This window comes from Pseudomonas sp. BF-R-26 (assembly GCF_019947395.1).
In the GTDB taxonomy this organism is placed as follows: Bacteria; Pseudomonadota; Gammaproteobacteria; order Pseudomonadales; family Pseudomonadaceae; genus Aquipseudomonas; species Aquipseudomonas farris.
In genome coordinates this window covers 194,044-220,360 of record NZ_JAGYGK010000003.1, presented here as the reverse complement: position 1 = coordinate 220,360, position 26,317 = coordinate 194,044, and the positions used below count along the sequence as shown (strand labels likewise).

The window sequence follows — 26,317 nt, the reverse complement described above, 5'->3', positions numbered from 1 at the left end:
ACTCCCCGGCTAAATTTCGAATTCGACTAATACAAGGACTCGCCCATGAAAGCGTTCGGCAAAATCCTGGGTCTGGTACTTCTCGGGCTGTTGCTGATCATTGTGGCGCTGGGCTTTGCCCTGACCCACCTCTTCGATCCCAACGACTATAAAGACGAGATTCGCCAGATTGCCCGCGACAAGGCCCACATCGAGCTGACGCTCAATGGCGATATCGGCTGGAGCCTGTTTCCCTGGCTGGGCCTGGAATTGCACGAAGCCAGTGTTGCAACCCTGGCCAAGCCTGCCGAACCGTTCGCAGACTTGCAGATGCTTGGCCTGTCAGTCCGCGTGATTCCGCTGCTGCGCCGCGAAGTGCAGATGAGCGATGTGCGCGTCGAAGGCCTGAGCCTGCGCCTGAACCGCGACAAGGACGGCCACGGTAACTGGGAAGACATCGGCAAGGTCCCGGCGCCTGCCACCTCGACGACCTCGGTCACGCCGCCCGCCACCGGCGAACCTGCACCAACCACTACCGCCCAGGCAGAAAAACCGGCCCAGCCGATCCGCCTGGACATCGACAGCCTGACCGTCAACAACGCCCGCGTTGAGTACAGCGACGAGAAAACCGGCAAGCAGTTCAGCGCCGAAAGCATCCAGCTGAGCACTGGCCCCGTGCACGACTCGACCAACATCCCGGTCAAACTCACCGCGTTCCTCGGTACCAACCAACCGGTGCTGCGGGTGCGGACCGAGCTGGCCGGCGAGTTGCGTTTCGAGCGTGCGCTGCAGCGCTACAAATTCGAAGACATGAAACTCTCCGGTGAAGTCGCTGGCGATCCGCTGCAAGGCAAAACCATGACCTTCGCCGCTCAAGGCCAGCTGCTGCTGGACAAGGCCGCCAACGTCGCCGAATGGACCGGCATCAAAATCTCCGCCAACCAGCTGCGCGCCTTGGGCGAACTGAAGGCCAACGACCTCGACAAGACCCCGCAAATCAGCGGTGGCCTGTCGATTGCCCAGTTCGATCTGGCGAAATTCGTCGACAGCATCGGCCAGAAACTCCCGGCGATGGCCGAAGGCAGCCTGAGCAAAGTCGAACTGGCCAGCCAGGTTGCCGGCACGCCGACCAGTTTGACCCTCGACAACCTCAACCTGAAGCTCGATGACAGCACTTTCAGCGGCCGCATCGCTGTCGAGGACTTCGCCAAGCAATCGCTGCGACTGAACCTCAAGGCTGACACCTTCAACGTCGATCGTTACTTGCCGCCAAAATCCGCCGAAGCCAACAGCGCGAAGCAGGTGCGTCAGGCCGAAGTGGCCAGCACCGAGAGCGAGGCCATGGCTGGCGCAGGCAGTTCACCGCTGCCGCCCTCACCGACCAAAGGCCCGTGGAGCACCGAGCGTCTGTTGCCGGTGGAACGCCTGAGCAAACTCGACGTGAACGCCGACCTGACCTTCGGCCAGCTGACCCTCGACAAACTGCCGATTCAGAATGCTGCACTCAAGGCCACCGGCCAAGGCGGCCTGCTGACGCTGGAGAACCTGCGCGGCGACCTGTACGACGGCAACTTCGAAGCCAAAGGTACCCTGGACGTGCGCCAGCAAGTGCCGGCGCTGAACATGCAGACGCGCATCAGCAAAGTGCCTGTAGAAAAAATCCTCGAAAGCCAGGGGAAAAATCCACCGGTCCAAGGCCTGGTTACGCTCGATAGCGCGCTGACCAGCAGCGGCAATAGCCAGAGCGTGCTGATCGATAACCTCAACGGCAATGCCAGTTTCGTCATCAACAACGGCGTGCTGCTCAATGCCAACCTTGAGCAGCAACTGTGCAAAGGCATCGCCACCCTGAATCGCAAAACCCTCACGGGCGAGCCACGGGGCAAGGACACACCGTTCGAAGAGCTCAAGGGCAACCTGACCTTCCACAACGGCGTGGCCAGCAACCCCGACCTGAAAGTGCGCATCCCGGGCATGACCGTCAACGGTAACGGCGACATCGACCTGCGGGTGCTGGGCATGGATTACCGCGTCGGCGTCATCGTCGAAGGCGACAAGAGCGACATGCCGGACCCGGCCTGCCAGGTCAGCGAGCGCTTCATCGGCATCGAGTGGCCACTGCGCTGCCGTGGCCCGCTGGAACTGGGTGCCAAGGCTTGCCGCGTCGACAACGAACGCATGGGACAAGTCGCGAGCAAACTGGCCGGTGAGCGGATCAGCGAAAAAATCGACGAGAAGCTTGGCGATAAAGTCAGCCCGGAACTGAAAAACGCGCTCAAGGGGCTGTTCAAGCGATGAGAGCCGAGCAGTTTTCAACGGCGGTGCTGGATTGGTACGACCGCCACGGCCGCCACGATTTGCCTTGGCAACAGGGCATCACCCCTTACCGGGTGTGGGTCTCGGAAATCATGTTGCAGCAGACCCAGGTCAGCACCGTGCTGAATTACTTCGACCGTTTCATGGCTTCGCTGCCAACGGTCGAAGCTCTGGCCGCCGCGCCGGAAGACGAAGTGCTGCACCTGTGGACCGGTCTCGGTTACTACACCCGCGCGCGCAATCTGCAGAAAACCGCGAAGATTGTCGTTGCCGAATATGGCGGCGAGTTTCCCCGTGATGTGGAAAAGCTCACAGGTCTGCCGGGTATCGGCCTGTCCACAGCCGGCGCGATTGCCAGCCTGAGCATGGGCCTGCGGGCGCCGATCCTCGATGGCAACGTCAAACGGGTGCTGGCGCGCTTTACCGCGCAAGAGGGTTATCCGGGCGAGCCCAAGGTTGCCAAACAGCTGTGGGCCAACGCTGAGCGCTTCACGCCACATGATCGGGTCAACGCCTACACCCAGGCGATGATGGATCTGGGCGCCACGCTCTGCACCCGTAGCAAACCGAGCTGTCTGCTCTGCCCGCTGGAAAAGGGCTGCGAGGCGCACATGCTTGGTCTGGAAACCCGCTACCCGATCCCCAAGCCGCGCAAAGCCGTGCCACAGAAGCGAACGCTGATGCCGATGCTCGCCAACGGCGAAGGGGCGATTCTGCTTTACCGTCGCCCTTCCACGGGCCTGTGGGGCGGTCTCTGGAGCCTGCCGGAACTCGACGACCTCGACGACCTGCAACATCTGGCTTCGCAGCATTCGCTGGAATTGGGCAACCAACAGGCACTGCCGAACCTGGTGCACACTTTCAGCCACTTTCAGTTATCCATCGAACCCTGGCTGGTTCAGGTCCAAGAGGCCGGCCATCACGTGGCCGAGGCCGACTGGCTCTGGTATAACCTCGCCACCCCGCCGCGCCTGGGCCTTGCCGCCCCGGTCAAAACCTTGCTCGAACGCGCGGCCGCCGTATTGAACGCAGGAGAGTCGTCATGACCCGCACCATCATGTGCCGCAAGTACAAAGAAGAATTGCCCGCCCTGGAGCGCGCTCCATTTCCGGGTGCAAAAGGTCAGGACATTTTTGACCACGTCTCGGCCAAGGCCTGGGCCGACTGGCAGAAACACCAGACCCTGCTGATCAACGAAAAACGCCTGAACATGATGAACGCCGAAGACCGCAAATATCTTCAAGGCGAGATGGACAAGTTCTTTTCCGGCGAGGAATACGCCAAGGCCGAAGGCTACGTTCCGCCCGCTGAATAATCCCGTTTTTTCGGGGGTCGGATCGTAAGCGACGGTAATAATTAAAATTTTTTTGAAAACTTTCTTGACGACCCCCTGAAAAACCAGTTTAATGCGCCCCGTTGCCCAGATAGCTCAGTCGGTAGAGCAGGGGATTGAAAATCCCCGTGTCGGCGGTTCGATTCCGTCTCTGGGCACCAAATACCGAAAACCCTGAATCGCAAGATTCAGGGTTTTTTTATGCCCGCGATTTGATCAGGCATCGTGCAAGCGTCTCTCTTGGGCTAGTTTTCAGTATTCCAGTGGAAGACAAGATTGCGAGCGGCGCCGCTTCCTACCTCCGCCGTATCACGCCGTTCCTCACCATTGCGTGTCGCGACGACGGTGTACTTGCCAGGTGGCAGCTGAACATAAACCAACGGGCCGGCTTCGCTCAGCGTCAGCACGGGTTGCCCCGGATCTTTCTTAATGACCAGATTCACATCCGGAACATATTTGCCCTCCGCCCCGATGGAGAAAGTCATGTGCAGGTTGTAGCCCTGCGCTTGTTGAATAGCTCGAGCCTCATCCTCTCCGATCCCCCCGGACAGGTAAGTAATCCCGTTTTGCTGTTGCTGCTGGACTTGCACGCCTGTGCTGTCGATCGGTTCAAGACTGGCCGCGTTAAGCATGACTGGAAACATCAGTACGCCGACGGCGGCGATGGGCAGCATGAATGAATGGACGTTCTTCATGATGGCGACTCCCGGGTTACGCAGAACCCAATCGTTACTCTTTTTAGATTTGTTACCGAATGTTCAAGTTTTAGATCGATTAGCACTTGGGCTCACTGCGAATCGGACTACATGATGTGCTCCTCATACATGGGCTGCCGTCGGCCCGGTCCTGCAAAGCAAATTCGCCTTTCCTTCCGATTTACCAGCAACGCCCGGCATCGCGGACTATCACTCTCTTGCCATCCTCTTCCGCCTGTTTCCTTAGCCGCGGAAAATGTCATGAGCTCCCTCAAACCCGGTAACACTCAAGATCCACAGATCACTTCACTGCTCGGCAATCTTGGCGAATTGATCCGTGACGCGCGTCAGAAGGTGCTGCGAGCGGTCGATACCGTTCAGGTGCAAACCTGTTGGCAGATCGGACGGCATATTGTGGAGTTTGAGCAGGAAGGCGCTCGGCGGGCGGTGTATGGCAAGCAGTTGCTATCGACGCTGGCGAAAGTACTGACGGAGCAGTTTGGGAAAGGTTTTGACGAACGCAACCTTCGATACATGCGGGACTTTTATCAGACCTTTCCAATTTGGAACGCAGTGCGTTCCGAATTGAGCTGGACCCATTACCGCAGACTGCTACGAGTCGACAACGACAACGCTCGCCACTGGTACATGAACGAATCCGCTCTGCAGAACTGGTCAAGTCGCGCCCTCGAGCGCCAGATCAATACCCTCTATTACGAACGCCTGCTGGCGAGCCGCGACCGGGCTGCCGTCAAACAGGAAGCCGCCACCAATATCCAGCAAATGAACGCCAGCCCTCGGGATTTCATCCGCGACCCAGTCCTATTGGAATTTCTCGGCCTGCCCAATGCGGGCTTGATCCAGGAAAGCGAACTTGAACAAGCATTGATCAATCAACTCCAGGGCTTCCTGCTCGAATTGGGCAAAGGCTTCGCCTTCATCGCTCGCCAGCAACGCATCAGTACCGAGAGCAAAGACTTCTACATCGACCTGGTGTTCTACAACTACCTGCTCAAGTGCTTCGTCATCTTCGACCTCAAGCGCGGCGTACTGACCCACCAGGATGTCGGCCAGATGGACATGTACGTGCGCATGTACGACGACCTCAAGCGCGGCCCGGAGGATAGCCCCACCGTCGGCCTTATTCTCTGCGCACAAAAAGATGAATCGGTGGTGCGCTATTCAGTGCTGCAAGGCAACGAACAACTGTTCGCCAGTACCTACAGACTGGTGCTGCCGAGCGAGGAGGAACTTCGCACAGAACTGGATCGGGAATGGGCGGTGCTTGAGGAGCGGTTACTCAAGCAAAGGCTCCGATAAGCACCGGTGGATTGTTCATAAACAGCGCGAAGACTATGGTGGTTGGCTAACCGCAAAGGTTCAACGCCGATGAATTTGCAGGACATGCCCTCACTGGCCCCGACGCAACTTGAATTGCCGTTACCCACCGGCACACCTGGTGAATCTTTCAACGAGCCCGCCGCCGATGGCTTCATCCTTGGCGGCTTCACCTGGCGGCATGCGAATCAAGACCCAACCCGTCCTGTGGTGATCATCAACGCCGCTACTTCAGTTCGTTGCCGACACTACTCGCGCTTCGCCGATTACCTGTTCGCCAACGGCTTCGACGTGATCACCTATGACTACCGCGGCATCGGCGAGTCGCGCCCTGCGTCGCTGAAGGGGCTTGAGGCCTCATGGTCCGACTGGGGCGCGCTGGATTTCGAGGCGATGCTGCAAAGGGCGCAACGCGAGTTTGCGGAACAACCCATCAATGTCGTCGGCCACAGCTTCGGCGGTTGCGCGGCCGGACTGGGAACCTCCGGGCATGTGATCCGACGCCTGGTGACAGTGGGTGCGCAGTTCGCTTACTGGCGCGACTACGCCCCTGCTCATCGCTGGCGAATGTTTGGCAAGTGGCATGTGGTGATGCCATTGATGACCATGCTGTACGGCTACTTTCCCGGCAAACGCCTCGGCTGGCTCGAAGACACCCCGGCTGGCGTAGTTCGCGACTGGAGCAAGCCCACCGCCCGATACGAGAAACGCCCCAGCGGTCGTGTGATCCACGTCAAAAACGGCCAGCTTCCCTTCGCTAACGTCACCGCCCAGACCCTGGCGATCAGCCTCAGCGACGATCCCTATGGCACGATTCCGGCCATCGAACGCCTGCTCGGCTACTTCACTGGCAGTACAAACACCCACCTGCGAATCGCCCCCGAAGACATCGGCGAAGAAGAAGTCGGACATTTCGCCTTTTTTCGCAGCGCATACCAAGCCACACTATGGCCCATTGCACTGTCCTGGCTGCAGACCGGCGAGCTGGCCCCCGATACACCCGGGCGGCGAGTGCCACGCAGTTGATGGATGCGCCCCCTCAATGAATTACGGAACGACGCCCATGGCCTCCGCCAACAAGCAGAACAAACGCGCCTCCCGCGCCAAAGCCAAAGCCAAGCAGAACCGCACCCAGCGGGCTGCCGCGCCGGTCGAGCTGGACCCGAACGACGATCGCATCGACTTCGAATCGGTGGACCTGACCGAACTGTTCAAGAAAATGATCGACGCTGAAAAAATCAGTCAGCAAGCGATGTGCGCAGCCTTCCTCGAAGACCCGCTGCTGGAACTGGTGTACGAGCAGGAAGGTGAAGAAGGCGCAATGGACTTCATCCTCGCGGCACTGATCGAATACCGCCAATGGTCCACCGAGACCGACGAAGCCGGCGCCCTGGCGTGGATCGAGTCTACGGCCTTCCAGGCTGACTACGTGGCGGCGTCCGACGCCATCGCGGCCCAAACCCAACAGAAACCAAACTGAGTTCCCATGGCATCCCTGAACAAGCAACAGAAACGCGCCAAACGCGCAAAGGCCAAAGCCAAGCAAATCCGCATGGTCGGCAGGAAACCCGCCGAGCTGGACGATGATCTGGGCGAACTCGGCGAGCCGATTCCGGAATACACCCTGGCGATGTTCAGCAAAATGCGTGACGCCGAGGCCACCAGCCGCAACGACATGCTGCTGACCCTGCTGTCGGACCTCGCCGAAATCATCAGCGACCATCCAGAATTGCTGGACATGGAAAACGCCGACAACGAAGCCATGGCCGCCACGCACCTGGCCGCCGACATGCTGATCGACTACCGCATGTGGGCCGATGGCATGGACCGCGACACCGCCCAGGCCTGGCTGACAGACCCGCAATTCATCACCGACTTTGGCGATGCGCTGGACAGTTATCGTCAGTCGCTGGACCTGCCGGTGGAAAAGGCCGAGTGAGGCCAACCCGGAAGTAAAAACGGCCGCTTGTCATCACTGACAGCGGCCGTTTTGCATTACCCAGCGTGAATCAGTTCAGCACCACCGCGCCCACTTTCTGCTGCTTGCGACGGCGAGCCACAAACAACCCGGCAGCCACTACCAACAAGCTCAACAGGCCGGTCGCGAGGATCTCCACGCGATGGGCTTCCTGGAACAGCATGATGGTCAGGGCCGCAACGATGAATATGATCACCGCGTAGGTCAGGCCCGGGAACAGCCACATGCTGAATGCGATTTTTTCCCCGCGAGCCATACGCTGTTTGCGCATACGCAGTTGCGAAATCGCGATCACCAGGTACACCAACAACGCGATGGCGCCAGAGCTGGCCAGCAGGAATTCGAATACAGCGGCCGGGGCCACATAGTTGGCGAAAACCGCGATAAACGCAGCACCGGTGGACAACATGACGGCCCAGTACGGCGTGCCGCTCTTGTTGGTGCGCTGGGAAACGGCAGGCGCATCACCGCGTTTGCCCAGAGAGAACATCATGCGCGAGGCGGTGTACAGCGCCGAGTTCAGGCAGCTGGTTACCGCAACCAGAACCACGATATCGACGATCAGCTTGGCATTCGGGATACCCATGCGTTCCAGCACGGTCTGGTAGGAACCGACGCTGGCGAGAATCGGGTCGTTCCATGGCACCAAGGCCACAACGATGAAGATGGACACGAGGTAGAACAAGCCAATCCGCCAGATGACCGAGTTGGTAGCCTTGGAAATCTGCTGGCCAGGGTTCTTCGATTCCGCGGCCGCGATGGTCACGATCTCGGTGCCCATGAAGGAAAACATGGTGGTCAGGATGGCACCCAGCACCGCGCCCATGCCGTTTGGCAGAAACCCTTGAGTGTCAAACAAATGCGACACGCCGCTGACCTGGCTGGTAGGCAGGAAGCCGAAGATCGCCAGAATGCCAAGACCGATAAAGCCGATGATCGCTACGACTTTGACCAGGGCGAACCAGAACTCGAACTCTCCGTAGTTCTTCACACTGAACAGGTTGGTCACCGTAAGCAGCAACGTGATAACCAGCGTGAAGGCCCAGATCGCCACATTCGGGAACCAGGCATGCAGGATGGTTGCGGCAGCGTTAGCCTCCAGCGGAATGACCAAAACCCAGAACCACCAGTAGAGCCAGCCGATGGTGAAACCGGCCCAGTGACCGATCGCGCGATCGGCGTACGTCGAGAAGGAGCCTGTGTCTGGCGATGCAACGGCCATCTCGCCGAGCATTCGCATTACCAGAACCACCAGAGCACCGGCGGCCGCGTAGGCCAACAGCACGGCCGGGCCTGCAGCAGCGATGGCGTGGCCGGAGCCGACAAACAGCCCGGCGCCGATAACCCCGGCGATCGACAGCATGGTCACATGACGCGGTTTTAGCCCCTGCTCGAGGCCGTTGGAGGAGCTTTGGCTACTACTCATTAAGACTACCTTTGCAAGTAAAGCGATGACGTCGGCCCGGTCTGACATTCCTTCTCGTAAAAAGAATCCAACAGGGCGTTTCTTATTCTGCACGCAATAATTGCGCCAAAATGTTTCATACGCCCGCTATACGGGGCCTGCGCGTGAATCGAGCAGTCATCGCAAGTCATTGAGATCAATGGCATTTCGCCAGAGCGTTACCCTGCCACCCACTTCAAGAACGAATCAGCGCACCGGAAACACACCAAAAAATTCGTGCTCGCACAATAAAAGTGCAGATCAGGAACGTTTGTCCGGTTAGCGCTTCCAACACCCCATCAAAGCTGGCAACATCGCGCCTTTTTTTGGAACAGCCACCCCGTCTCTTTATTCAAAGGCAGGGTTCAAACGACTGTTCGGTTGATAGCAGCGCGACAGTCTGCTGTGCCGATGCGACAACCTGCCACATGCCACCCGTTTACCGTCCGTAGCGCTGTTGGCTGCCATTCGAACGCTATGCTAGCTTGGCCGCCTCGCCAGGAAGGCCACCAACAGCAGGAGCGAAAACACTATGAGGAACGCACATGGCTGAGGCCACGCCCGCGCTTGAAATCCGCAACTTGCACAAACGCTACGGACAGCTTGAGGTGCTCAAAGGCATCTCGCTGACCGCCCGCGACGGCGACGTGATCTCGATCCTGGGCTCCTCCGGTTCCGGCAAGTCCACCTTTCTGCGTTGCATCAACCTGCTGGAAAACCCGCACCAGGGTCAGATCCTGGTAGCCGGCGAAGAACTCAAGCTCAAAGCCGCCAAGAACGGCGAACTGGTCGCTGCCGACGGCAAGCAGATCAATCGCCTGCGCAGCGAGATCGGTTTTGTATTTCAAAACTTTAATCTCTGGCCGCACATGAGCGTGCTCGACAACATCATCGAAGCCCCGCGTCGCGTGCTCGGCCAAAGCAAGGCCGAAGCCATCGAAGTCGCCGAAGCCTTGCTGGCCAAGGTCGGCATCGCTGACAAGCGTCACGCCTACCCGGCGCAACTTTCCGGCGGCCAGCAGCAACGCGCGGCCATCGCCCGCACCCTGGCGATGCAGCCCAAGGTGATCCTGTTCGACGAACCCACCTCCGCCCTTGACCCGGAAATGGTCCAGGAAGTACTTAATGTCATCCGCGCATTGGCCGAAGAAGGCCGCACCATGCTGCTCGTGACCCATGAAATGGGCTTCGCCCGTCAGGTTTCCAGCGAAGTGGTGTTCCTCCACCAAGGCTTGGTAGAAGAACAAGGATCGCCGCAGCAGGTGTTCGAAAACCCGCTTTCGGCACGCTGCAAACAATTCATGTCCAGCAACCGCTAACGGAGCTACCCGCATGCAGAACTACAAAAAAATCTTCCTGGCCGCTGCTGTCACCCTGGCCTTCAGCGCCGGTGCCGCCGCCGAGACCTTGAAGATGGGCATCGAAGCGGCCTACCCGCCGTTCAACAACAAAGATGCCAGTGGCAATGTCGTCGGCTTCGACAAAGATATCGGTGATGCCCTGTGCGCCAAGATGAAAGTCGAGTGCACGGTGGTTACATCCGACTGGGACGGCATCATCCCGGCACTGAACGCCAAGAAGTTCGACTTTCTGATCTCCTCGATGTCGATCACCGACGAGCGCAAGCAAGCGGTGGACTTCACCGCCCCGTACTACTCCAACAAGCTGCAGTTCATCGCGCCGAAAAACGTCGACTTCAAAACCGACAAGGAGTCGTTGCAAGGCAAGGTGATCGGCGCCCAACGCGCGACCCTGGCCGGCACCTGGCTGGAAGACAACATGGAAGGCGTTGAAGTCAAACTCTACGACACCCAGGAAAACGCCTACCTGGACCTGACTTCGGGTCGTCTGGACGGCATCCTGGCCGACAAGTACGTCAACTATGAGTGGCTGAAAAGCGACGCCGGCCGGGCTTACGAATTCAAGGGCGACCCGGTGGAAGAAAGCGACAAGATCGGTATCGCTGTTCGCAAGAACGACCCGATTCGCGAGAAGCTGAACGCCGCGCTGAAGGAAATCGTCGCTGACGGCACTTACAAAAGCATCAATGACAAGTACTTCCCGTTCAGCATCTATTGATTCTGACCTGCCTGACCGGCGCCGTTCGCTGACGGCGCCAGTCCCTGGCATTGCCTGCCGCGATTTGAAAAGAAATCCATGATTATCGACCTCTACGGATTCGGCCCGGCGCTCGCCGCTGGTGCGCTGATGACTGTGAAACTGGCACTCTCGGCCTTGTGCCTGGGGCTGGTGCTCGGTCTGCTCGGCGCCTTGGCCAAGACTTCCCCGTACAAGCCGCTGCAATGGCTTGGCGGCACTTATTCGACGCTGGTTCGCGGTATCCCGGAATTGCTTTGGGTGCTGTTGATCTACTTCGGCACGGTCAACCTGATGCGTGCCCTGGGCGAGTTCTTCGGCAACCCCGACCTCGAACTCAACGCCTTCGCCGCCGGCGTGATTGCGCTGGGGCTGTGCTTCGGCGCCTACGCCACGGAAGTGTTTCGCGGTGCGATTCTGGCGATCCCAAAGGGTCACCGTGAAGCCGGTGTGGCCCTGGGCCTGTCGAAATTTCGCATCTTTACCCGGCTGATCATGCCGCAGATGTGGCGCATCGCCCTTCCCGGCCTGGGCAACCTGTTCATGATCCTGATGAAAGACACCGCGCTGGTCTCCGTCATCGGCCTGGAAGAAATCATGCGCCACGCACAAATCGGTGTGACCGTGTCCAAGCAACCGTTCACCTTCTATATGGTGGCCGCCTTCATGTATCTGGGTCTGACCGTTCTGGCCATGACCGGCATGCACTTTATGGAACGACGCGCCGCTCGCGGCTTCGCGAGGAGCACCCAATGAACTGGGAAGTCATCATCAAGTGGCTGCCGAAACTGGCTCAGGGCGCGACACTGACCCTCGAACTGGTGGCTATCGCCGTGATCGCCGGGTTACTGCTGGCGATTCCGCTGGGCATCGCTCGTTCGTCACGACTCTGGTACGTGCGGGCATTCCCCTACGGCTACATCTTCTTTTTCCGTGGCACGCCGTTGCTGGTTCAGCTGTTTCTGGTCTACTACGGCCTGGCGCAGTTCGACGCGGTGCGTAACAGCTCGATGTGGCCGTATCTGCGCAGTCCGTTCTGGTGCGCCACCGTGACCATGACCCTGCACACCGCGGCCTACATCGCCGAGATCCTGCGCGGCGCGATCCAGGCGATTCCACCGGGCGAGATTGAAGCGGCGCGGGCGCTGGGCATGTCCCGGGCCAAAGCGCTGTTCTACATCATGCTGCCGCGTGCTGCGCGCATCGGCCTGCCGGCCTACAGCAACGAAGTGATCCTGATGCTCAAGGCCAGCGCCCTGGCCAGTACTGTGACCTTGCTGGAACTGACCGGCATGGCCCGCACCATCATTGCCCGCACCTACCTGCCGGTGGAGATCTTCTTCGCAGCAGGCATGTTCTATCTGCTGATGGCCTACGTGCTGGTTCGTGGCTTCAAGCTGCTGGAGCGCTGGTTGCGCGTCGATGCCTGCCAAGGGCGTTGATTCCTGCGTGCTGACGGGCGAGGCCTTGCTCGCCCGTTTCACCGCGCTGGATGCTTTTTTGATCGAGCATCAGTCGGTGTGGAAGCCTCGACCGTTTACACATCTGCAACTTCCTTGGGAAGCGTCCTACCCGGAGTTGGCGTTTGGGCTACGCGGGCGGTCGCTGGAGGATGCGGAAAGCAGTCATAACCAACCTTGCTTGCTCGATGCGCCGAAGCCGTTTGCTTCATTGGCGGCGATGTCTGCTGAACTGAGCGCGGTGGGTGAATTGCCGGCTCGTGCACTTGAAGCGGCAGGCCATCGCTTGAATGTGGATGTGCCAGGGCGCAAGTGGCAGCAGATCGAAGCCTTCGCCAGTCGGTTGGAGTTCGCTTCGGCACCGAAGCATTGGCTGGATTGGTGTTCGGGCAAGGGCCATTTGGGGCGACGCCTGCTGCAAACCGGGCAACAACTGACGTGCCTGGAGTTCGACCCGGCGCTGGTTGCCAGCGGCCAGACACTCAGCCAGCGTCATCAATTGCATGCGCTGCATGTCGAGCAGGATGTACTCGCGCCTGGCGCAGCCTCTTTATTGAACGCCGATCACACGCCGGTCGCTTTGCACGCCTGCGGTGATCTGCATGTACGGCTGATCCAGCTCGCCAGCGCCGCCGGTTGCAAACAACTGGCCATCGCACCCTGCTGCTACAACCGGATCAGTCTGAACACCTATCAGCCGCTTTCCTGTGCGGCTGAGCGCTCCGACCTACACCTTTCCCTCGATGATCTTGCGCTACCGATGAGCGAAACCGTCACCGCCGGTGCTCGCGTCCGACGTCAGCGTGACACCTCCATGGCCCGGCGCCTGGCGTTCGACCTTCTGCAACGACAACTGCGCGACGTCGACGAATACCTGCCAACCCCTTCCCTGCCCAGCGCCTGGCTGGACAAACCTTTCGCCGATTACTGCCGCGACCTGGCCGCGCTCAAAGACTTATCCACAGTCGGCGCGCCAGATTGGACTACACTGGAAGCCGCCGGTTGGCAGCGATTGGCTGAAGTCCGCAATCTGGAGCTGCTGCGAGGTCTTTTCCGACGGCCGCTGGAACTGTGGCTGGTACTTGATCGGGCACTTTTCCTCATTCAGCAGGGTTACACCGTTCGTCTCGGCACCTTCTGTGAAACTCCACTCACGCCGCGCAATTTTCTACTCCTTGCAGAACGTCCTTAAACAGCCACAGCCTGTGGATAACTCTGTTGATGGAATTATCGTGGATCCAATATCCACGCTGTTTTATGCCATAAACACTGCTGGTCATTTTTTGTTCACACAAATAAAAAACCCGCAAAACAGGCATTTGCGGACAAATGAGAACGAGTCTACAAAATCGTAATGAACAGGTAGTCGCCCCTAGTCCATTGTGCATAAGCATTTCATCAAAACGACATAACCGCCGAATACCGGACATCCATAGCGGAAAATTGCGCCTGCAATACACGTTCACAAGAACGCCGACAATACGGTCATGAACAAGAAAAAACTGACCGACAGGATGCGACCGTGACGTTCATTTCTTATGCACAGAATTTCGAAGACATCCGCCTGTGGCGCACTCAAACCCGCCTTCGACATCCCGCCGCGCAACCTGGACGACTTCCATTTCCGCAAAGCCCACAACTTCAGACCTCCATCCCCGACACCGAAAACCACCTCGCCGCCGCCCTGTAACGCGCCGAACACGCTGAAGCGCAGCTATGGACGATGCAAAACAGCCGAGCCTGGCGCACCCTTCAGAAACTCAAGAACGTGCTGGTTCACGCCAGATCAAACGCCTGCATAAAAATAGTCTGAATTCAGGGGTTTACAGAACCAACCCAATCGCTATAATCGTCGCCCTAACACGCCGGTATAGCTCAGTTGGTAGAGCAACTGACTTGTAATCAGTAGGTCCCGGGTTCGACTCCTGGTGCCGGCACCACATTAGGCTCCATTGCATTCCACCGAATACTCTGGAAGCCCCGAAAACCCGCCCTTTGGCGGGTTTTTTCGTTCCAGGACCCTCCGTCGGGATCCAACAAAATCCCCCTTCCCCGAGGGTATGTTAGGGGTACTGCGATTTCCCGGTCAGGAGCGCGTACCCCTATGCCACGTCTAGCGATCCCCCTCAGCGACCTGCAATGCCGCACGGCCAAAACCCGCGAACACGCCTACAAACTGTTCGACGGCGGCGGCATGTACCTTTTCGTCAAACCCAATGGCGTGAAGACCTGGCGCTTGAAATACACCAAGCCCAGTGGCAAGGAAGGTACGCTCATCATCGGCAATTACCCCATCGTTACCCTTTCCGTCGCACGACGTAAGCGCGATGAAGCCAAGGCGTTGTTGCTCGACAACCTCGACCCAATGGAAGAAAAGAAGAAGGCCAAGATCGTAGCCCAGCGGGCGGCACTGCTTTTCGAAACCGTTGCTCTGGAGTGGCACGCCGACATGTCCCGTCGCTGGACCGAAGGCCACGCAAAAACCGTAATGAGCCGACTGCGCACCCACGTCTTCCCGCTGATCGGCCAACGCCCCATCGCCGAACTCGATACCCACGACCTGCTAGAGATCACCCAGCGCATCAAGGAACGCGGCACCATGGATGTGGCGTTAAGGGTACAGAACTACTTATCCACCATCATGCGCGGGGCCAAAAGGGCTCGGCAGATCACCATGAATCCTGCACTGGATCTGGCAGGCTCGATTCACGCGCCGCGCACAATCCATCGCCCGGCCCTCTCCCTCAACCGTCTACCCGAGCTTCTACACCGTATCGACAACTACAACGGCCGCGAGCTGACGCGCCTCGCCGTCCTGTTGACGCTGCATGTATTTGTCCGCTCCAGCGAACTGCGCTTCGCGCGATGGAGTGAGTTCGACTTCCAACGCGCCATGTGGGAAATCCCCGATACCCGCGCACCGATTGAAGGGGTACGCAACTCCACACGCGGGACCAAAATGAACGGCGACATTCAAATGGTTCCGCTCTCGCCGCAGGTCATCGAAATACTGGAGCGCCTGCGCAGCCTCAGTCGTTTTTCAGAGTTAGTGCTACCGGGAGACCACAAGTACTGGAAGCCCATGTCCGAGAACACGGTGAACACCATGCTCCGCAACGTCGGCTATGACACCAGCAAGGACGTGTGCGGCCACGGCTTCAGGACCATGGCCTGTAGCGCCCTGCTGGAGTCCGGGTTATGGACCGACGCAGCCATCGAACGGCAAATGAGTCACAAGGAACGCAACCGCGTGCGCGCCGCTTATATCCACAAGGCCGAATTCCTCGAACAGCGTCGGCTGATCATGGCGTGGTGGAGCAACTACATCGACGCCAACCGCCATGGGCATGTGACGCCCCACGAATTCGCTCACCCGGTCGGCGACAACATTACAGCCCTACAAAATAGCCGTGGCGCATCCAAACGTGGGTAAGCCAAAGAGATCACCGCAGTCCGCCCTTCCACGCGGGTCCATCCAAGCGGGGCTGCAAAGCCGCCCTGCTTGGATGGACCTCATTTAAAAAATCTAAAGCCCACGCAAACTGTCTGTGGAAAACCACTGATTTCCACTGGTGGATAATTTCATCCACAGCCGCAGAACTCCCGGAAATTCGAGCCTTGACCCGAATTATCCACAGGCGTAGAAAAGATCTGGCAAAGCGCTGTCGTTGACAGCGACCCAGGTAGCCAGGACCTTTAAGGCTACGCCACACCGTGGTGGTTCTCCCCAAGTGCGTTTAGCGTCCGGCAGCACGCACGGTCACTACCCATGTGATGGATGCCACTTCTACTCATGGCCCTCGTGCGCCAGATGCCCCTTTACTTCGCTGCCCTGCAGCAACCTATCCGCTTGGCCATTTCATTGCGCCAACCTGCGCCCGTCTCTTTCTTCCGGAAAGAGACGGGCGCTACTACCACTGCTGCAGCCCAACTCGTACAAGGCTTTGCGGCATTCCCCCTCGTGACAATCGGCGTGACAAACACCGAAGTTACCAGCAACAGCGATGCCGATGATGGTGCCGCAGCCCACGGAATGGACTGCACCTGACTGACAGTCAGGTATGCCCCGGTCGTCGCCTCACTGCCTTCACCCGACTCAGGATCTCGCGGCGCTGGTCTCGTCAGCCAGTGCAGCCTCCACCCGCCCACTTCTGCGGAAGTGCTCAGGAGGCCAGATTATGAGATGCCTAAGCTCCCGGTCGTAAAGAGCCGCCAGTCCCGCGTTAGTGGACAACCCTCACAGGTCGCAGGGGCCTTGATCCCTGATAACACTCAGCATTCTTGGCGGGATGACGTGGGGAAGGTTTCGAAGGTTTGGCTTCGAGAGGAATATGGTCATGGGATTAGTAGCTAGACGAGATGGGCGCAATTTTGGCTATGGCCGGCAACTGAGCTTTGCAGGACCGCAGGCACTGAAAGACCTGTTTGGCGGCGGGCATTACGGCACGGTCAAGGCGCACAGTGATCGGTGGCAAGCGTTTGTACGCTGGTGTCGGTCGGAGGAAGGGCCGGGGTTTAACGATGCGCGGCAAATTAATTGGCAGACCTTGCTGGACTACGCCGGACATCTGCGTCAGCAAGTTGACCAAGGTGAGCTCGCCATCGCCACCGCGCTAAACCGGTTGTCCAGCGTCAACCGGACCATGGCCGCGCTTCGCGGTGATCAGTATGTGAAAGTGCCGAGTCCGAGCAAGGCGCTGGGAATGCGGCGCACCAGCGTTCGTTGCTCGGTGCCACAAGGCCAAGACCGCGAACACGTGAAGCGGATCGTAGAGGTACTTTGCAAACATCAGCAGCCGCGCACCGCGGCCATCGCTAAGTTAACGCGAGCCACTGGCATGCGTCTGCGCGAAGCGATTCTGGCCGACCTACCGCGACTCAAGCGTGAAGCCGAACACTACGACAAGATCAACATCCAGGACGGCACCAAAGGCGGCCGATCCGGTGCGTCAGCACCTCGCTGGATTACGGTAGATGACCATATTCGAGAAGCTCTGAGGTTTGCCGAACAGGTTTCGCCCGATGGTGGCCGCAACCTGCTGGCACCGAACGAAAGCTACCTCGATTTCTTGCAGGGGATCGTCCGCCCCGCCCGAGATATCCTCCATACGCACAACTTCAAAGGCTTCCACGAACTGCGCGCGGCTTATGCGTGCGAACGCTATGAGCAAATCACCCGCCATCCCGCCCCCATCAACGGAGGCCATTGCTATCAACTCGACCGACGCCTAGATCAGGATGCCCGAGTACAAATCAGCTATGAGCTGGGGCATGGCCGTATCGACGTGGTGTCGGCTTACATTGGTGGTCGAGCATGAGCAAGCCATTCGATATGGAGCTGTTCCTGTCAGGCGTCCTGACCGGGTCGCATACCACCCGCCAACGCCACCTACGTCAGGCGAAGGCTATCCAAACAGCAATCGCTGAGCGCTGGCAACGCGACAATCCATGGACTTGGCAAAGAAAACACCTGGCGTGGTTTTTGAATCACCACCTAAACCAGCACGCTGAATCGACGCGGTATTACTATTTGCTGACCATGCAATTACTCACTCATCGCTTAGGAAAACCCTTTCAGTTCAACCGCTAAACGAATGTCAGAAGACGGCCGAGGCTGTGTAAAAACGTTTTAGCGCAGGATTGAGGTTCAGAACCAGAACGGAAATCGCGTTCCTACGCAAATTTCAGGTCTGCTGATTAACCAAGGACTGCCAGATTTTACGTAGCGACGCAGACTTTAAAACGGTGCCTGCTTATTTACACAGCCTGGGCCAGAAGCGGACGTCCAGGAACGACTGCTTCCGGTCGATTCTGTTGAAAAAGTCGGCCATGGTTTGCGCAGCAGAAAAGTATGCGTCCGAGATTTAAATCTTTGCTTTCGGCAGAGGCTTCCGGACGCAGACTTTACGTAGCAGCGTGCAAAAAAGGCGATTTAACCAGTGAATGACCAGACTGTTTGGGCGAACCGACTTTTCAACAGAATCGGCCAAAAGCGGTCATCGAGTGACTACAAAAGCAGAGGCGATCCAGCATGGCCGGGGATGTCTACCGGAGCGGGGGTAGTCACTTCTTTCATGACGGACTGCAAAGAATCATGTACGGCGTATGGAGATGCCCTTGACGACAATACTCACCCATTGCGCCCACAACTGCTCCATTCCGTTTTGACTTATAGGAGTTGCATCCGCCCGCCAAGACAAGCTCAGGATGCCATTTGCAGCTGCCCATAACGAGGTGGCAGCCAGGCATGGGTCTATCGTGGGGTCAATGGTGCCGTCAGCTATGCCATCGCGTAAGGCTGCTTCCATCTTGCTGTTCTGGTGCCTTATCAAATCGCTCATTCGCGCGACCGCTTCAGGCTCATTGGGGGGATCTGCGAGCAGGCGGAACTCATTTGGCCGCTCACAAGCGAAGCGAAAATAACCCTGTGCAACGATCCAAAGTCGCTCCATGGGCGTCCCGGCAGCCGCATAAGCTGCGTCCATGTAAACCTTGTTTTCCTCAAAGGCCCGTTCAGCAACAGCCATAAGCAAAGCTGATCGCCCGCCAATCCTGTTGTAGATGGTCTGCACCGCAATATCTGCCCGTTCAGCTACGGCCTCGAGAGTAAAAGCGGCCGCTCCGCCCTCCAAAAGCAAGGCTTCGGCATTCTGGATTATCGCTAGCCGCGTGGCTTCAGCCTTGCGCTGGGTGCGAGTGGGAGCGGGAGCGGGAGTAGAGGGCGTGGAATTTGTCATGGCGCGAGTATACACGACGATTGGTTGTTGTATGTTCATCCAAAAGTGGAATAGCATCAAAAAAATAACAAAGGTACCCGCCATGTTCCAACGTCTCGATGTCTCTTTTCCATCCGGCGACGCAAGGTGCGCCGCTTGGCTGTACCTGCCAGAACAACCTAAGCCACATCCCGTCATCGTGATGGCTCACGGCCTGGGTGGCGTACGAGAAATGCGCCTAGAAGCGTTTGCCGAGCGCTTCTGTGAGGCCGGATACGCATGCCTGGTGTTCGACTACCGCAACTTTGGTGCAAGCCAAGGCGAACCTAGGCAACTGCTGGACATCAAGCGTCAGCAGGAGGATTGGCGATCAGCCGTTGCCTATGCTCGAACCCATGACGATTTGGATGCCGCAAAGGTAGTCCTATGGGGCACTTCGTTTAGCGGCGGGCACGTGATCTACACCGCAGCGGCTGATGCAAAGATCGCAGCTGTGATGGCCCAGTGCCCTTTTACTGATGGGTTGGCGTCATTACTAAAGGTCGACCTGTTCACTTCGCTCAAATTGACCGCATGGGGTGTCGCCGACGTGGCTTGCTCTCTAATTGGTGCCGGGCCTGTAACCGCCAAATTAGCTGGGCCAAAGTGGTCTGCGGCGCTTATGACCGCACCGGATGCGGAGTCTGGGTATCTTGGATTGGTACCCGCTAAATACCCTTTCAAGAATTACGTAGCGGCTCGATTTGCGCTGGCTATCGGGCTCTATAGGCCGGGGAAAAAGACCCCGAAGCTTCTTTGCCCAATTTTATTTTGCATCTGCGAAACAGATAGCGTCGCACCTACAGGCCCCACATTGCGCCATGCCAAAAGGGCTCCTGACGCTGAAATTCATATGTGCAAGGAAGGACATTTCGACATCTATGTCGGGGAGGCCTTCGAGCATGTCATCCAGAAGCAAATTTCCTTTCTAAAGCGTCGCGTCTCACGCGGAGCCGCACGCTTCCACGCTGCATGACTTAGCGCCATCGCTGTCTGCCCAACAATAACAATATCGAGATATGAACATGTTTCATTTGCAGGATAAGGTCGTATTAATTACTGGCGCGGGCGGAGGCATTGGTGCCGCAACCGCTCGAGCAATGCATGCCGTCGGCGCGAAGGTTGTACTGCTGGACGTAACAGAAAACGCTATCCAAGAGCTTGCAACGGAGCTTGGCCCACGAACTCTAGCGATATTCGCGAGCGTCACCTCCCGCGAAGATTTGGATCGAGCGGTTGCGAGGGCTGTAGAGACCTTTGGTGGAATCGACGTCGTGTTCGCTAATGCGGGTATCGCCTGTGATCCGCCCACGACCATCAGAAATATGGACGAGGCGACATTCGAACGAGTCGTTGAGGTCGACCTATTGGGTGTTTGGCGGACGGTGCGTGCGTGTCTGCCCCAGATTTGCGCCCGCAATGGTCATGTCCTAGTCACGTCATCCGTATATGCGTTCGTCAATGGGGTGGTGAATGCGCCCTACGCCATGTCCAAAGCTGGTGTAGAGATGTTCGGCCGCTCTCTTCGGGCTGAACTTGCAGGGACAGGTGCTACTGCAGGTGTTCTTTACCCAGGTTGGGTATCGACAGCGATCGCCAAGAGCGCTTTTGGGGGGAATGCAGAAGCCACTGAGCTTGTGAAGCTGGCGTACCCAAGTGTGTTGAGAGCGCCTATTCAGCCAGCGAGAATCGCGGAGGCAGTCGTCAAGGGGGTTCAGACTCGTTCTGCCCGAATTAACTGTCCGCGCCGGTGGATCCCCATTTCTATTCTTCGAGGGATCTTTAATCTGCTCACGGATTTGACTTTGGACCGTGATAAAAGAATTCATGCGCTGATTCGCAAGATGGAAAAATAACTGCCCTGTGCAGATAAACTGATTTATTACTCTCAGTGCCAAGCTCAGAGGGCAGTCAGCAAGTTTGCTCCGCTTAAGCGGCTTACACATGGACATTAAGATGAACAATAAACCTACTATATTCATCACAGGCGCGGGCAAAGGAATTGGTGCCGAAACGGCCTTGTTTTTTGCTAAGCAGGGATACCGAGTCGCAGCGACAGACATCAGTGAGACAGACCTTGTCATGCTGAAAAAGAAACTTGGTGGAAGTCATTTCTATCGTCGTCTAGATGTTACTCAATCTGATGAGTTTGCCGCCGTGTTAAGTGAGTTTGCGTCCGAGAGCGGCGGTGCCATTGATGTGCTGTTCAACAACGCAGGCATAGCCTTCATCGATGATTTTGAGAAAGTGACTCTTGAGAAACACCTCTCGGTCACCGATGTCAATGCTAAGGGGATACAGATTGGTGCCTTCCATGCGCTCCCGTACCTTAAGGAAAGCGCGGAGCCGGCGATGATTAACATGTGTTCCCTCAGTTCTGAATATGGCGTACCAAGCGAGGCATCATATTCAGCCAGCAAGTTTTGGGTAAAAGGATTTACTGAGGCCTTAAACATCGAGTGGGATCGATACGGGATTTATGTATGTGACGTGATGCCAAATTTTGTGGCTACGCCAATGATGGATGCGGCACATGGAAATATCGTCGACTCGGTAGGTATTCATCTAAAAGCCAGCGATGTTACTGCAACAGTATGGAAAGCCGTGCAGAACCGAAGGGGCGTTCATTGGGAAGTTGATACCTGGCGTCCTCGACTGATGCGTGCCGTGACTAAATTTCTGCCACAGCGCACGCGCAGAGCCATTATTAAGAATCTGTCGGGCTATTAGTTAAATACCTTCTAGTCTCCATCAACTTGGTATCCGTTACGGAGAAGGGGTCATCATATATAGCTTCTAGCCACCGAACAATCTAACTCTGGCAATAATAGTAGTAGGAGAACTGGATCAACGAACAGTTCTCCGGTGAGGCGCCCTTGCCTGCAATAAGTAAAGTGTTGCCGATCGGTAATAGAAACCTTGGAGCGGATTCAAGCCCCTTCTTATCTTCTGCCCGACCAATTACGCCCTTCTGGGCTACACGAGGAATGATCATGATCATCACCCTTCATGAACTTGAGGAGCTCAGCACTAAGGCAGAGAAAAAGCCTTTTGATGTCGGATTCGAGTCGGGACTTTCCGGCCGAACACTCTTCGACTGCCCTTATGGCCATGTCACGGATGAAGCCTACCGGCAGCGCCATGAGTGGCTAGAGGGATTTCTCACGGCTTTGGCGCATAACGGAACTTCAGGCGCGTTCTGATCGCCCGTGATCGGAGCTAGTTGCCGGCGTAGCTCCGCGCGCTCACCGCGCTATTTGTCATTACCTCGCAAGGCAGCATCTGCAGCAGAGCACGCCGGCGAATCGGGCTACAAGGTGCCTTCTACAGGGACCTTTTCACAACATCGATGAACGCCAACCGGCACTGCCAAGTGCACCGGAAGGTGAAGCTTTGCCTGCGCACCAATCAATAAAAACAATACGAGGTGGGAAATGAAACTGAGCAACCGTGCAATCATGTATCTCTCAGTCGTGGGAGAAGTGTCTGCCTGGACTAAATTCGCAGGTGTCGTGGCAATACTCAGCGCTTCCACAAGCGTCCTAGCCAATGGCATTGCCTTAAATGAACAAAGTGCAAGCAGTGCGGGTACTGCTTATGCGGGGAGATCGTCTTCTGCGCTGGACGCCAGCACTATCTTTGGAAATCCTGCAGGTTTGACCAAATTGAAACGTACCGAGATTTCCGGCGGAGCCGCGGTCGTCTCGGTGAGCGATGACATCAGTGACGCGCAGAGCAGTGCCCCGGGAACGAACAAAGGGGACTCGGTCCCTTTGGGGGTTGTGCCCTTTGCCTACATGTCGACGCCGCTTGACGATCGTTTTTCGATGGGTCTGGGCCTGTATGCTCCGAGTGGTCTGATCAATGATTACGAGAGCAGTTTTCAAGGCCGTTACCATGGTTCCTATAGCACGACCAAGGAGATCACCCTGCAGCCCACCATTGCCTGGCGGATCAATGATTACGTGTCCATTGGTGGCGGACCGACCATAAACCGCTTCAATGCAAAGCTTCAGAACTACCTGGCCACCGGCGCCCTGAACAACGGCGAAGACACGCTGGTCACCATCAAAGGCGATGACACCGCACTTGGCTACAACGTCGGCATCTTGATTGACTTTACCGAGGCCACCAGCTGGGGGATCAACTATCACTCGAAGGTGGACTATGAACTTGAAGGGCATACTGAGGTTTCCGGCTCCCCGAGCTTTATTTCGCTGGATGGAAAGTATGACAACAAGATAGATCTCACGATGCCCGAATCCGTGGATACGTCCATCACCCATCATTTCAACAGTCGCTGGACGGGTTACCTGGGAGCTACCTGGAAACGCTGGAGTCGGATCCAGAAGGTTGAGGCCCTCAACAGCGGTCTTTCCCCCCTGGGCCAGGCAGCTGGCCTGGGAAGTGTGACCGAAGAAATGAACTGGCGTGACACCTGGTCTGGTGCTCTGGGTGCCTCTTATCAATTGAACCAGCAATGGCTACTGCGCGCAGGCTACGCCTATGACCCGTCGCCCATCAGGAACGCCGATCGCAGCGTGCGCGTTCCGGTCGGGAATCGCCAAGCCGTGACCTTGGGCGGTGCTTATTCGCCGAATCCCGATCTGACGATCGACTTTGCTTACGGTTATCTCTGGGATTCCAAAGTCTCGGTAAAGCAATCGAACAACTCAGGTCTTCAACCGGAATACAGTGCCAACTACGACAACAGTGCGAATGGGGTTTCGGTTCAGGCCACTTATCGGTACTAACCGCCCTGATGACGCAACGCCCATTCCTGAACCTGTAAGGTGGTTCGTCACAGGGATCGTTGTTGACAGGCAGCAATTGGCCGTCTGCTGTCTGTCACCACGGCAGTTTTTGGCGGATTCCTGCCTATTCTCTACGGAGGGGATAATCGACAACGTTCGAGTTCAGGAGGCTTACCATTCCGTATGTGGCTCTGAATTACTTGCAGACTGACAACGTGCTGACCTCTAAAAAATCCCGAGTTCGATTCCACCGAACGCCATAACTAGCTGATTTATTTATAGTTACTAGTTGGGGTACGCCGAATTTTCCAGCGAATTCCAGATCCGCAGAAAACCTGGCCTCGCAGCAAGCTACCGTTCGTCTGGTGCCACCATACAAAACGAAGCCCTCGCAGAAATGCGAGGGCTTTGTTGTTTCTGGCGTACGTGAAATCCGAAACCCGTTCACGCGTCGCAAGCACTAAGCATTTAGCTGCTTTATCCAGTCAAGGCTCGCAACGGTAGAACCGGAAGGACGGTATTCACAACCGATCCATCCTGGATAGCCACGCTGCTCCAGCGCCGCGAACAAGGCAGCAAAGTCGATGCTCCCCGTTCCCGGTTCGTGACGACCCGGGCAGTCGGCAATCTGCACATGGACGGTTCTGTCATAAAACCGGTCCAGAACATCTGCTGCATCTGCGGTCAGAATCTGGGCATGGTAAAGATCGAGAATCAGCCCAACACTTGGAAAGGTCTCCAGCACCTGTTGTGCCTTGCTGAAGTCAGACATGTAGTAGCCCGGCATCGCCTGCGAACTGATCACTTCGATAAGCGGCCGCAAACCCTGATCTTCGAAATACTTGACTGCATATTCCAGGTTGCCCCCGAAGATGCGCCCAGCATCATCCTGCGTCGTAACGCCAGACATGATGTGGACATCCGAACACGCCAGCGCCTTTGCATAGCTGGCGGCCTGGAGCAGCCCGTTGCGAAACTCTTCTTCCTTGCCCTGCAAGGCAGCGATGCCTTTGGTAACGCCAGCCGGTGCAGCGAACTGAATCAGCGGCAGACTGTATTGAGCCAGGTGGTCGGCCAGGAGACTTGCGTCGAATTCGTATGGCGACGGGAACTCCACCGCCCGAAAACCAGCTGCTGCGGCAGCTTCGATGCGCTGTAGAAAAGGCAACTCATTGAATTGGAAACCGAGATGAGCATTGAACTTGAGCATTGGTAAACATCCATGTAGTGATTTATGGCTTTCATATACATTGTAACTGCTTGATGAACCGCACATTCAAAGCGCCTATCTGATCCCGAATGTTGCGTTCCCGATTCCATCGGGAGCCATCGACTCCTGGTGCCCGCACCATACAAAACGAAGCCCTCGCAGAAATGCGAGGGCTTTGTTGTTTCCGGGGTTTGAAAAACCTGGTCTTAGTGCCCCGCACTCTGCCCACCATCGACATGCAAGATCTCGCCGGTGACAAAGTTGGCACTGTCCAGATAAACAACAGCCTGTGCAATGTCGCTGATCTCACCCATATGCCCAACCGGGTGCAAACTCCCCAGGGCTTCGTGAGTTTCCTCACCATGCATCGGCGTCTTGATGATGCCCGGGGAAACCGCGTTCACCCGAATCCCACGTTTGGCGTACTCGATGGCCAGGGATTTGGTCGCCGCGTTCAAGCCACCCTTTGTCAACGAAGCCAATACCGAGGGCACACCGTCAATGGCATGGTCCACCAGGCTGGTGGTGATGTTGACGACGTGGCCGCTGCCTTGTTTTTCCATCTCGGTGATCGCGAGTTGGGTGATGTAGAAGAAGCCGTTCAGGTTCACCGACAGCACAGCGGCGTAGTCTTCTTGGGTGTAGGCGGTGAACGGCTTGGCGACGAAGATCCCGGCGTTGTTGACCAGCGTATCGATACGGCCGAAACGTTCGATGGCTTCACGGATGACTTGCTGGGCGACTTCCGGGTTGCCGATGTCGCCCGCCACGGTGAGGATGTCCGGGTCGGTGGACGGTTTGATCGAACGCGAAGTGGCGACAACTTTGTAATCCAGATCACGGAAGGCCTTGACCATGCCTGCGCCGAGACCTTGGGAGGCGCCAGTAATAACGATGACTTTTTTAGAATTGCTCATGATGAACCTCTACTAAGTAAATGATGGTTTGAAAAGTGATC

Annotated in this window: 26 protein-coding genes and 2 tRNA genes; 23 read left to right on the top strand and 5 right to left on the bottom strand. The window is 57.1% G+C overall.

The genetic code is table 11. The features are described 5' to 3' along the window. Positions 1-45: 45 nt before the first annotated feature. The 4 genes from KGB18_RS05250 to KGB18_RS05235 all read left to right on the top strand — a co-directional run bounded on the left by KGB18_RS05250 (position 46) and on the right by KGB18_RS05235 (position 3,789). Positions 46-2,277, top strand: coding sequence for an AsmA family protein (locus tag KGB18_RS05250; RefSeq protein ID WP_123721635.1), 2,232 nt, complete (start codon positions 46-48; stop codon positions 2,275-2,277). Continuing rightward, entirely contained in the window at positions 2,274-3,341 is a 1,068-nt protein-coding gene (mutY, locus tag KGB18_RS05245; protein ID WP_123721636.1) for an A/G-specific adenine glycosylase, read from the top strand. The genes KGB18_RS05250 and mutY overlap by 4 nt, the downstream gene beginning before the upstream one ends. After that, positions 3,338-3,610 (top strand): oxidative damage protection protein, encoded by a 273-nt coding sequence (locus tag KGB18_RS05240; protein WP_007897448.1) that lies wholly within the window; start codon positions 3,338-3,340, stop codon positions 3,608-3,610. The genes mutY and KGB18_RS05240 overlap by 4 nt, the downstream gene beginning before the upstream one ends. 103 nt (positions 3,611-3,713) lie before the next feature. Further along, positions 3,714-3,789 (top strand) — tRNA-Phe (locus tag KGB18_RS05235). 84 nt (positions 3,790-3,873) lie between these two features. On the opposite strand, the gene KGB18_RS05230 is transcribed toward KGB18_RS05235, so the two are convergent. After that, complete coding sequence (locus KGB18_RS05230) at positions 3,874-4,323, bottom strand: carboxypeptidase regulatory-like domain-containing protein (RefSeq protein ID WP_223569492.1); 450 nt, start codon at positions 4,321-4,323, stop codon at positions 3,874-3,876. A 261-nt stretch (positions 4,324-4,584) separates the two neighbouring features. On the opposite strand from KGB18_RS05230, the gene KGB18_RS05225 reads away from it, so the two are divergent. The 4 genes from KGB18_RS05225 (at position 4,585) to KGB18_RS05210 (ending at position 7,600) form a co-directional block, all read left to right on the top strand. Continuing rightward, the gene (locus KGB18_RS05225) at positions 4,585-5,643 is read left to right on the top strand and encodes a YhcG family protein (RefSeq protein WP_123721652.1); all 1,059 of its coding nucleotides are present in this window, start codon (positions 4,585-4,587) and stop codon (positions 5,641-5,643) included. A 69-nt stretch (positions 5,644-5,712) separates the two neighbouring features. Beyond that, positions 5,713-6,687 carry an alpha/beta fold hydrolase gene (locus KGB18_RS05220; protein ID WP_223569491.1) on the top strand — a complete coding sequence of 325 codons (975 nt, stop codon included), beginning with the start codon at positions 5,713-5,715 and terminating at the stop codon, positions 6,685-6,687. 37 nt (positions 6,688-6,724) lie between these two features. After that, positions 6,725-7,141 carry a hypothetical protein gene (locus KGB18_RS05215; protein ID WP_123721653.1) on the top strand — a complete coding sequence of 139 codons (417 nt, stop codon included), beginning with the start codon at positions 6,725-6,727 and terminating at the stop codon, positions 7,139-7,141. A 6-nt stretch (positions 7,142-7,147) separates the two neighbouring features. Continuing rightward, the gene (locus KGB18_RS05210) at positions 7,148-7,600 is read left to right on the top strand and encodes a hypothetical protein (RefSeq protein WP_123721654.1); all 453 of its coding nucleotides are present in this window, start codon (positions 7,148-7,150) and stop codon (positions 7,598-7,600) included. A 70-nt stretch (positions 7,601-7,670) separates the two neighbouring features. Here the strand turns inward: KGB18_RS05210 and gabP are convergent, their stop codons facing one another. Further along, a complete protein-coding gene (gene gabP, locus KGB18_RS05205; protein ID WP_123721655.1) occupies positions 7,671-9,065 on the bottom strand; it encodes a GABA permease in 1,395 nt (464 codons plus the stop codon). 563 nt (positions 9,066-9,628) lie between these two features. On the opposite strand from gabP, the gene KGB18_RS05200 reads away from it, so the two are divergent. The 10 genes from KGB18_RS05200 (at position 9,629) to KGB18_RS05155 (ending at position 18,230) form a co-directional block, all read left to right on the top strand. Then, on the top strand, positions 9,629-10,402 hold the full coding sequence (locus KGB18_RS05200) for an ABC transporter ATP-binding protein (RefSeq protein WP_007897462.1): 774 nt from the start codon (positions 9,629-9,631) through the stop codon (positions 10,400-10,402). A 13-nt stretch (positions 10,403-10,415) separates the two neighbouring features. Then, positions 10,416-11,162, top strand: a complete 747-nt coding sequence (locus KGB18_RS05195) for an ABC transporter substrate-binding protein (RefSeq protein WP_123721656.1) — start codon at positions 10,416-10,418, stop codon at positions 11,160-11,162. A 78-nt stretch (positions 11,163-11,240) separates the two neighbouring features. Then, positions 11,241-11,936 (top strand): ABC transporter permease, encoded by a 696-nt coding sequence (locus KGB18_RS05190; RefSeq protein ID WP_123721657.1) that lies wholly within the window; start codon positions 11,241-11,243, stop codon positions 11,934-11,936. After that, entirely contained in the window at positions 11,933-12,622 is a 690-nt protein-coding gene (locus KGB18_RS05185) for an ABC transporter permease (RefSeq protein ID WP_123721658.1), read from the top strand. The genes KGB18_RS05190 and KGB18_RS05185 overlap by 4 nt, the downstream gene beginning before the upstream one ends. Beyond that, positions 12,603-13,832, top strand: a complete 1,230-nt coding sequence (locus tag KGB18_RS05180) for a methyltransferase (RefSeq protein ID WP_223569490.1) — start codon at positions 12,603-12,605, stop codon at positions 13,830-13,832. Before KGB18_RS05185 ends, KGB18_RS05180 begins: the two co-directional genes overlap by 20 nt. A 330-nt stretch (positions 13,833-14,162) precedes the next feature. Next, positions 14,163-14,330 (top strand): hypothetical protein, encoded by a 168-nt coding sequence (locus tag KGB18_RS29935; RefSeq protein ID WP_223569489.1) that lies wholly within the window; start codon positions 14,163-14,165, stop codon positions 14,328-14,330. A gap of 174 nt (positions 14,331-14,504) precedes the next feature. Then, positions 14,505-14,580, top strand: a tRNA-Thr gene (locus KGB18_RS05170). 164 nt (positions 14,581-14,744) lie between these two features. Then, positions 14,745-16,073: a tyrosine-type recombinase/integrase gene (locus KGB18_RS05165; protein WP_108216166.1), complete on the top strand. Its 1,329-nt coding sequence runs from the start codon at positions 14,745-14,747 to the stop codon at positions 16,071-16,073. 904 nt (positions 16,074-16,977) lie between these two features. Then, positions 16,978-17,958, top strand: coding sequence for an integrase domain-containing protein (locus tag KGB18_RS05160; RefSeq protein ID WP_108216164.1), 981 nt, complete (start codon positions 16,978-16,980; stop codon positions 17,956-17,958). Next, positions 17,955-18,230, top strand: coding sequence for a hypothetical protein (locus tag KGB18_RS05155; RefSeq protein WP_108216163.1), 276 nt, complete (start codon positions 17,955-17,957; stop codon positions 18,228-18,230). The genes KGB18_RS05160 and KGB18_RS05155 overlap by 4 nt, the downstream gene beginning before the upstream one ends. Positions 18,231-18,732: 502 nt before the next feature. Here the strand turns inward: KGB18_RS05155 and KGB18_RS05150 are convergent. After that, entirely contained in the window at positions 18,733-19,461 is a 729-nt protein-coding gene (locus KGB18_RS05150) for a TetR/AcrR family transcriptional regulator (protein ID WP_154861231.1), read from the bottom strand. Between KGB18_RS05150 and KGB18_RS05145 the strand changes: the two genes are divergently transcribed. The 5 genes from KGB18_RS05145 to KGB18_RS05125 all read left to right on the top strand — a co-directional run bounded on the left by KGB18_RS05145 (position 19,460) and on the right by KGB18_RS05125 (position 24,149). Then, positions 19,460-20,371 (top strand): alpha/beta hydrolase, encoded by a 912-nt coding sequence (locus KGB18_RS05145; RefSeq protein ID WP_108216161.1) that lies wholly within the window; start codon positions 19,460-19,462, stop codon positions 20,369-20,371. The genes KGB18_RS05150 and KGB18_RS05145 overlap by 2 nt on opposite strands. Positions 20,372-20,420: 49 nt before the next feature. Then, entirely contained in the window at positions 20,421-21,251 is an 831-nt protein-coding gene (locus KGB18_RS05140) for an SDR family NAD(P)-dependent oxidoreductase (protein WP_108216160.1), read from the top strand. 100 nt (positions 21,252-21,351) lie between these two features. After that, positions 21,352-22,125 (top strand): SDR family oxidoreductase, encoded by a 774-nt coding sequence (locus KGB18_RS05135; RefSeq protein ID WP_108216483.1) that lies wholly within the window; start codon positions 21,352-21,354, stop codon positions 22,123-22,125. 263 nt (positions 22,126-22,388) lie between these two features. Beyond that, positions 22,389-22,598 (top strand): hypothetical protein, encoded by a 210-nt coding sequence (locus KGB18_RS05130; protein ID WP_158273936.1) that lies wholly within the window; start codon positions 22,389-22,391, stop codon positions 22,596-22,598. A gap of 231 nt (positions 22,599-22,829) precedes the next feature. Continuing rightward, positions 22,830-24,149: an outer membrane protein transport protein gene (locus KGB18_RS05125; RefSeq protein ID WP_108216159.1), complete on the top strand. Its 1,320-nt coding sequence runs from the start codon at positions 22,830-22,832 to the stop codon at positions 24,147-24,149. A 460-nt stretch (positions 24,150-24,609) separates the two neighbouring features. Here the strand turns inward: KGB18_RS05125 and KGB18_RS05120 are convergent, their stop codons facing one another. Both KGB18_RS05120 and KGB18_RS05115 read right to left on the bottom strand, forming a co-directional pair. Further along, positions 24,610-25,359: a hydroxypyruvate isomerase family protein gene (locus KGB18_RS05120; protein WP_223569488.1), complete on the bottom strand. Its 750-nt coding sequence runs from the start codon at positions 25,357-25,359 to the stop codon at positions 24,610-24,612. A 206-nt stretch (positions 25,360-25,565) separates the two neighbouring features. Beyond that, positions 25,566-26,276 carry an SDR family NAD(P)-dependent oxidoreductase gene (locus KGB18_RS05115; protein WP_123721673.1) on the bottom strand — a complete coding sequence of 237 codons (711 nt, stop codon included), beginning with the start codon at positions 26,274-26,276 and terminating at the stop codon, positions 25,566-25,568. Positions 26,277-26,317 lie beyond the last annotated feature (41 nt).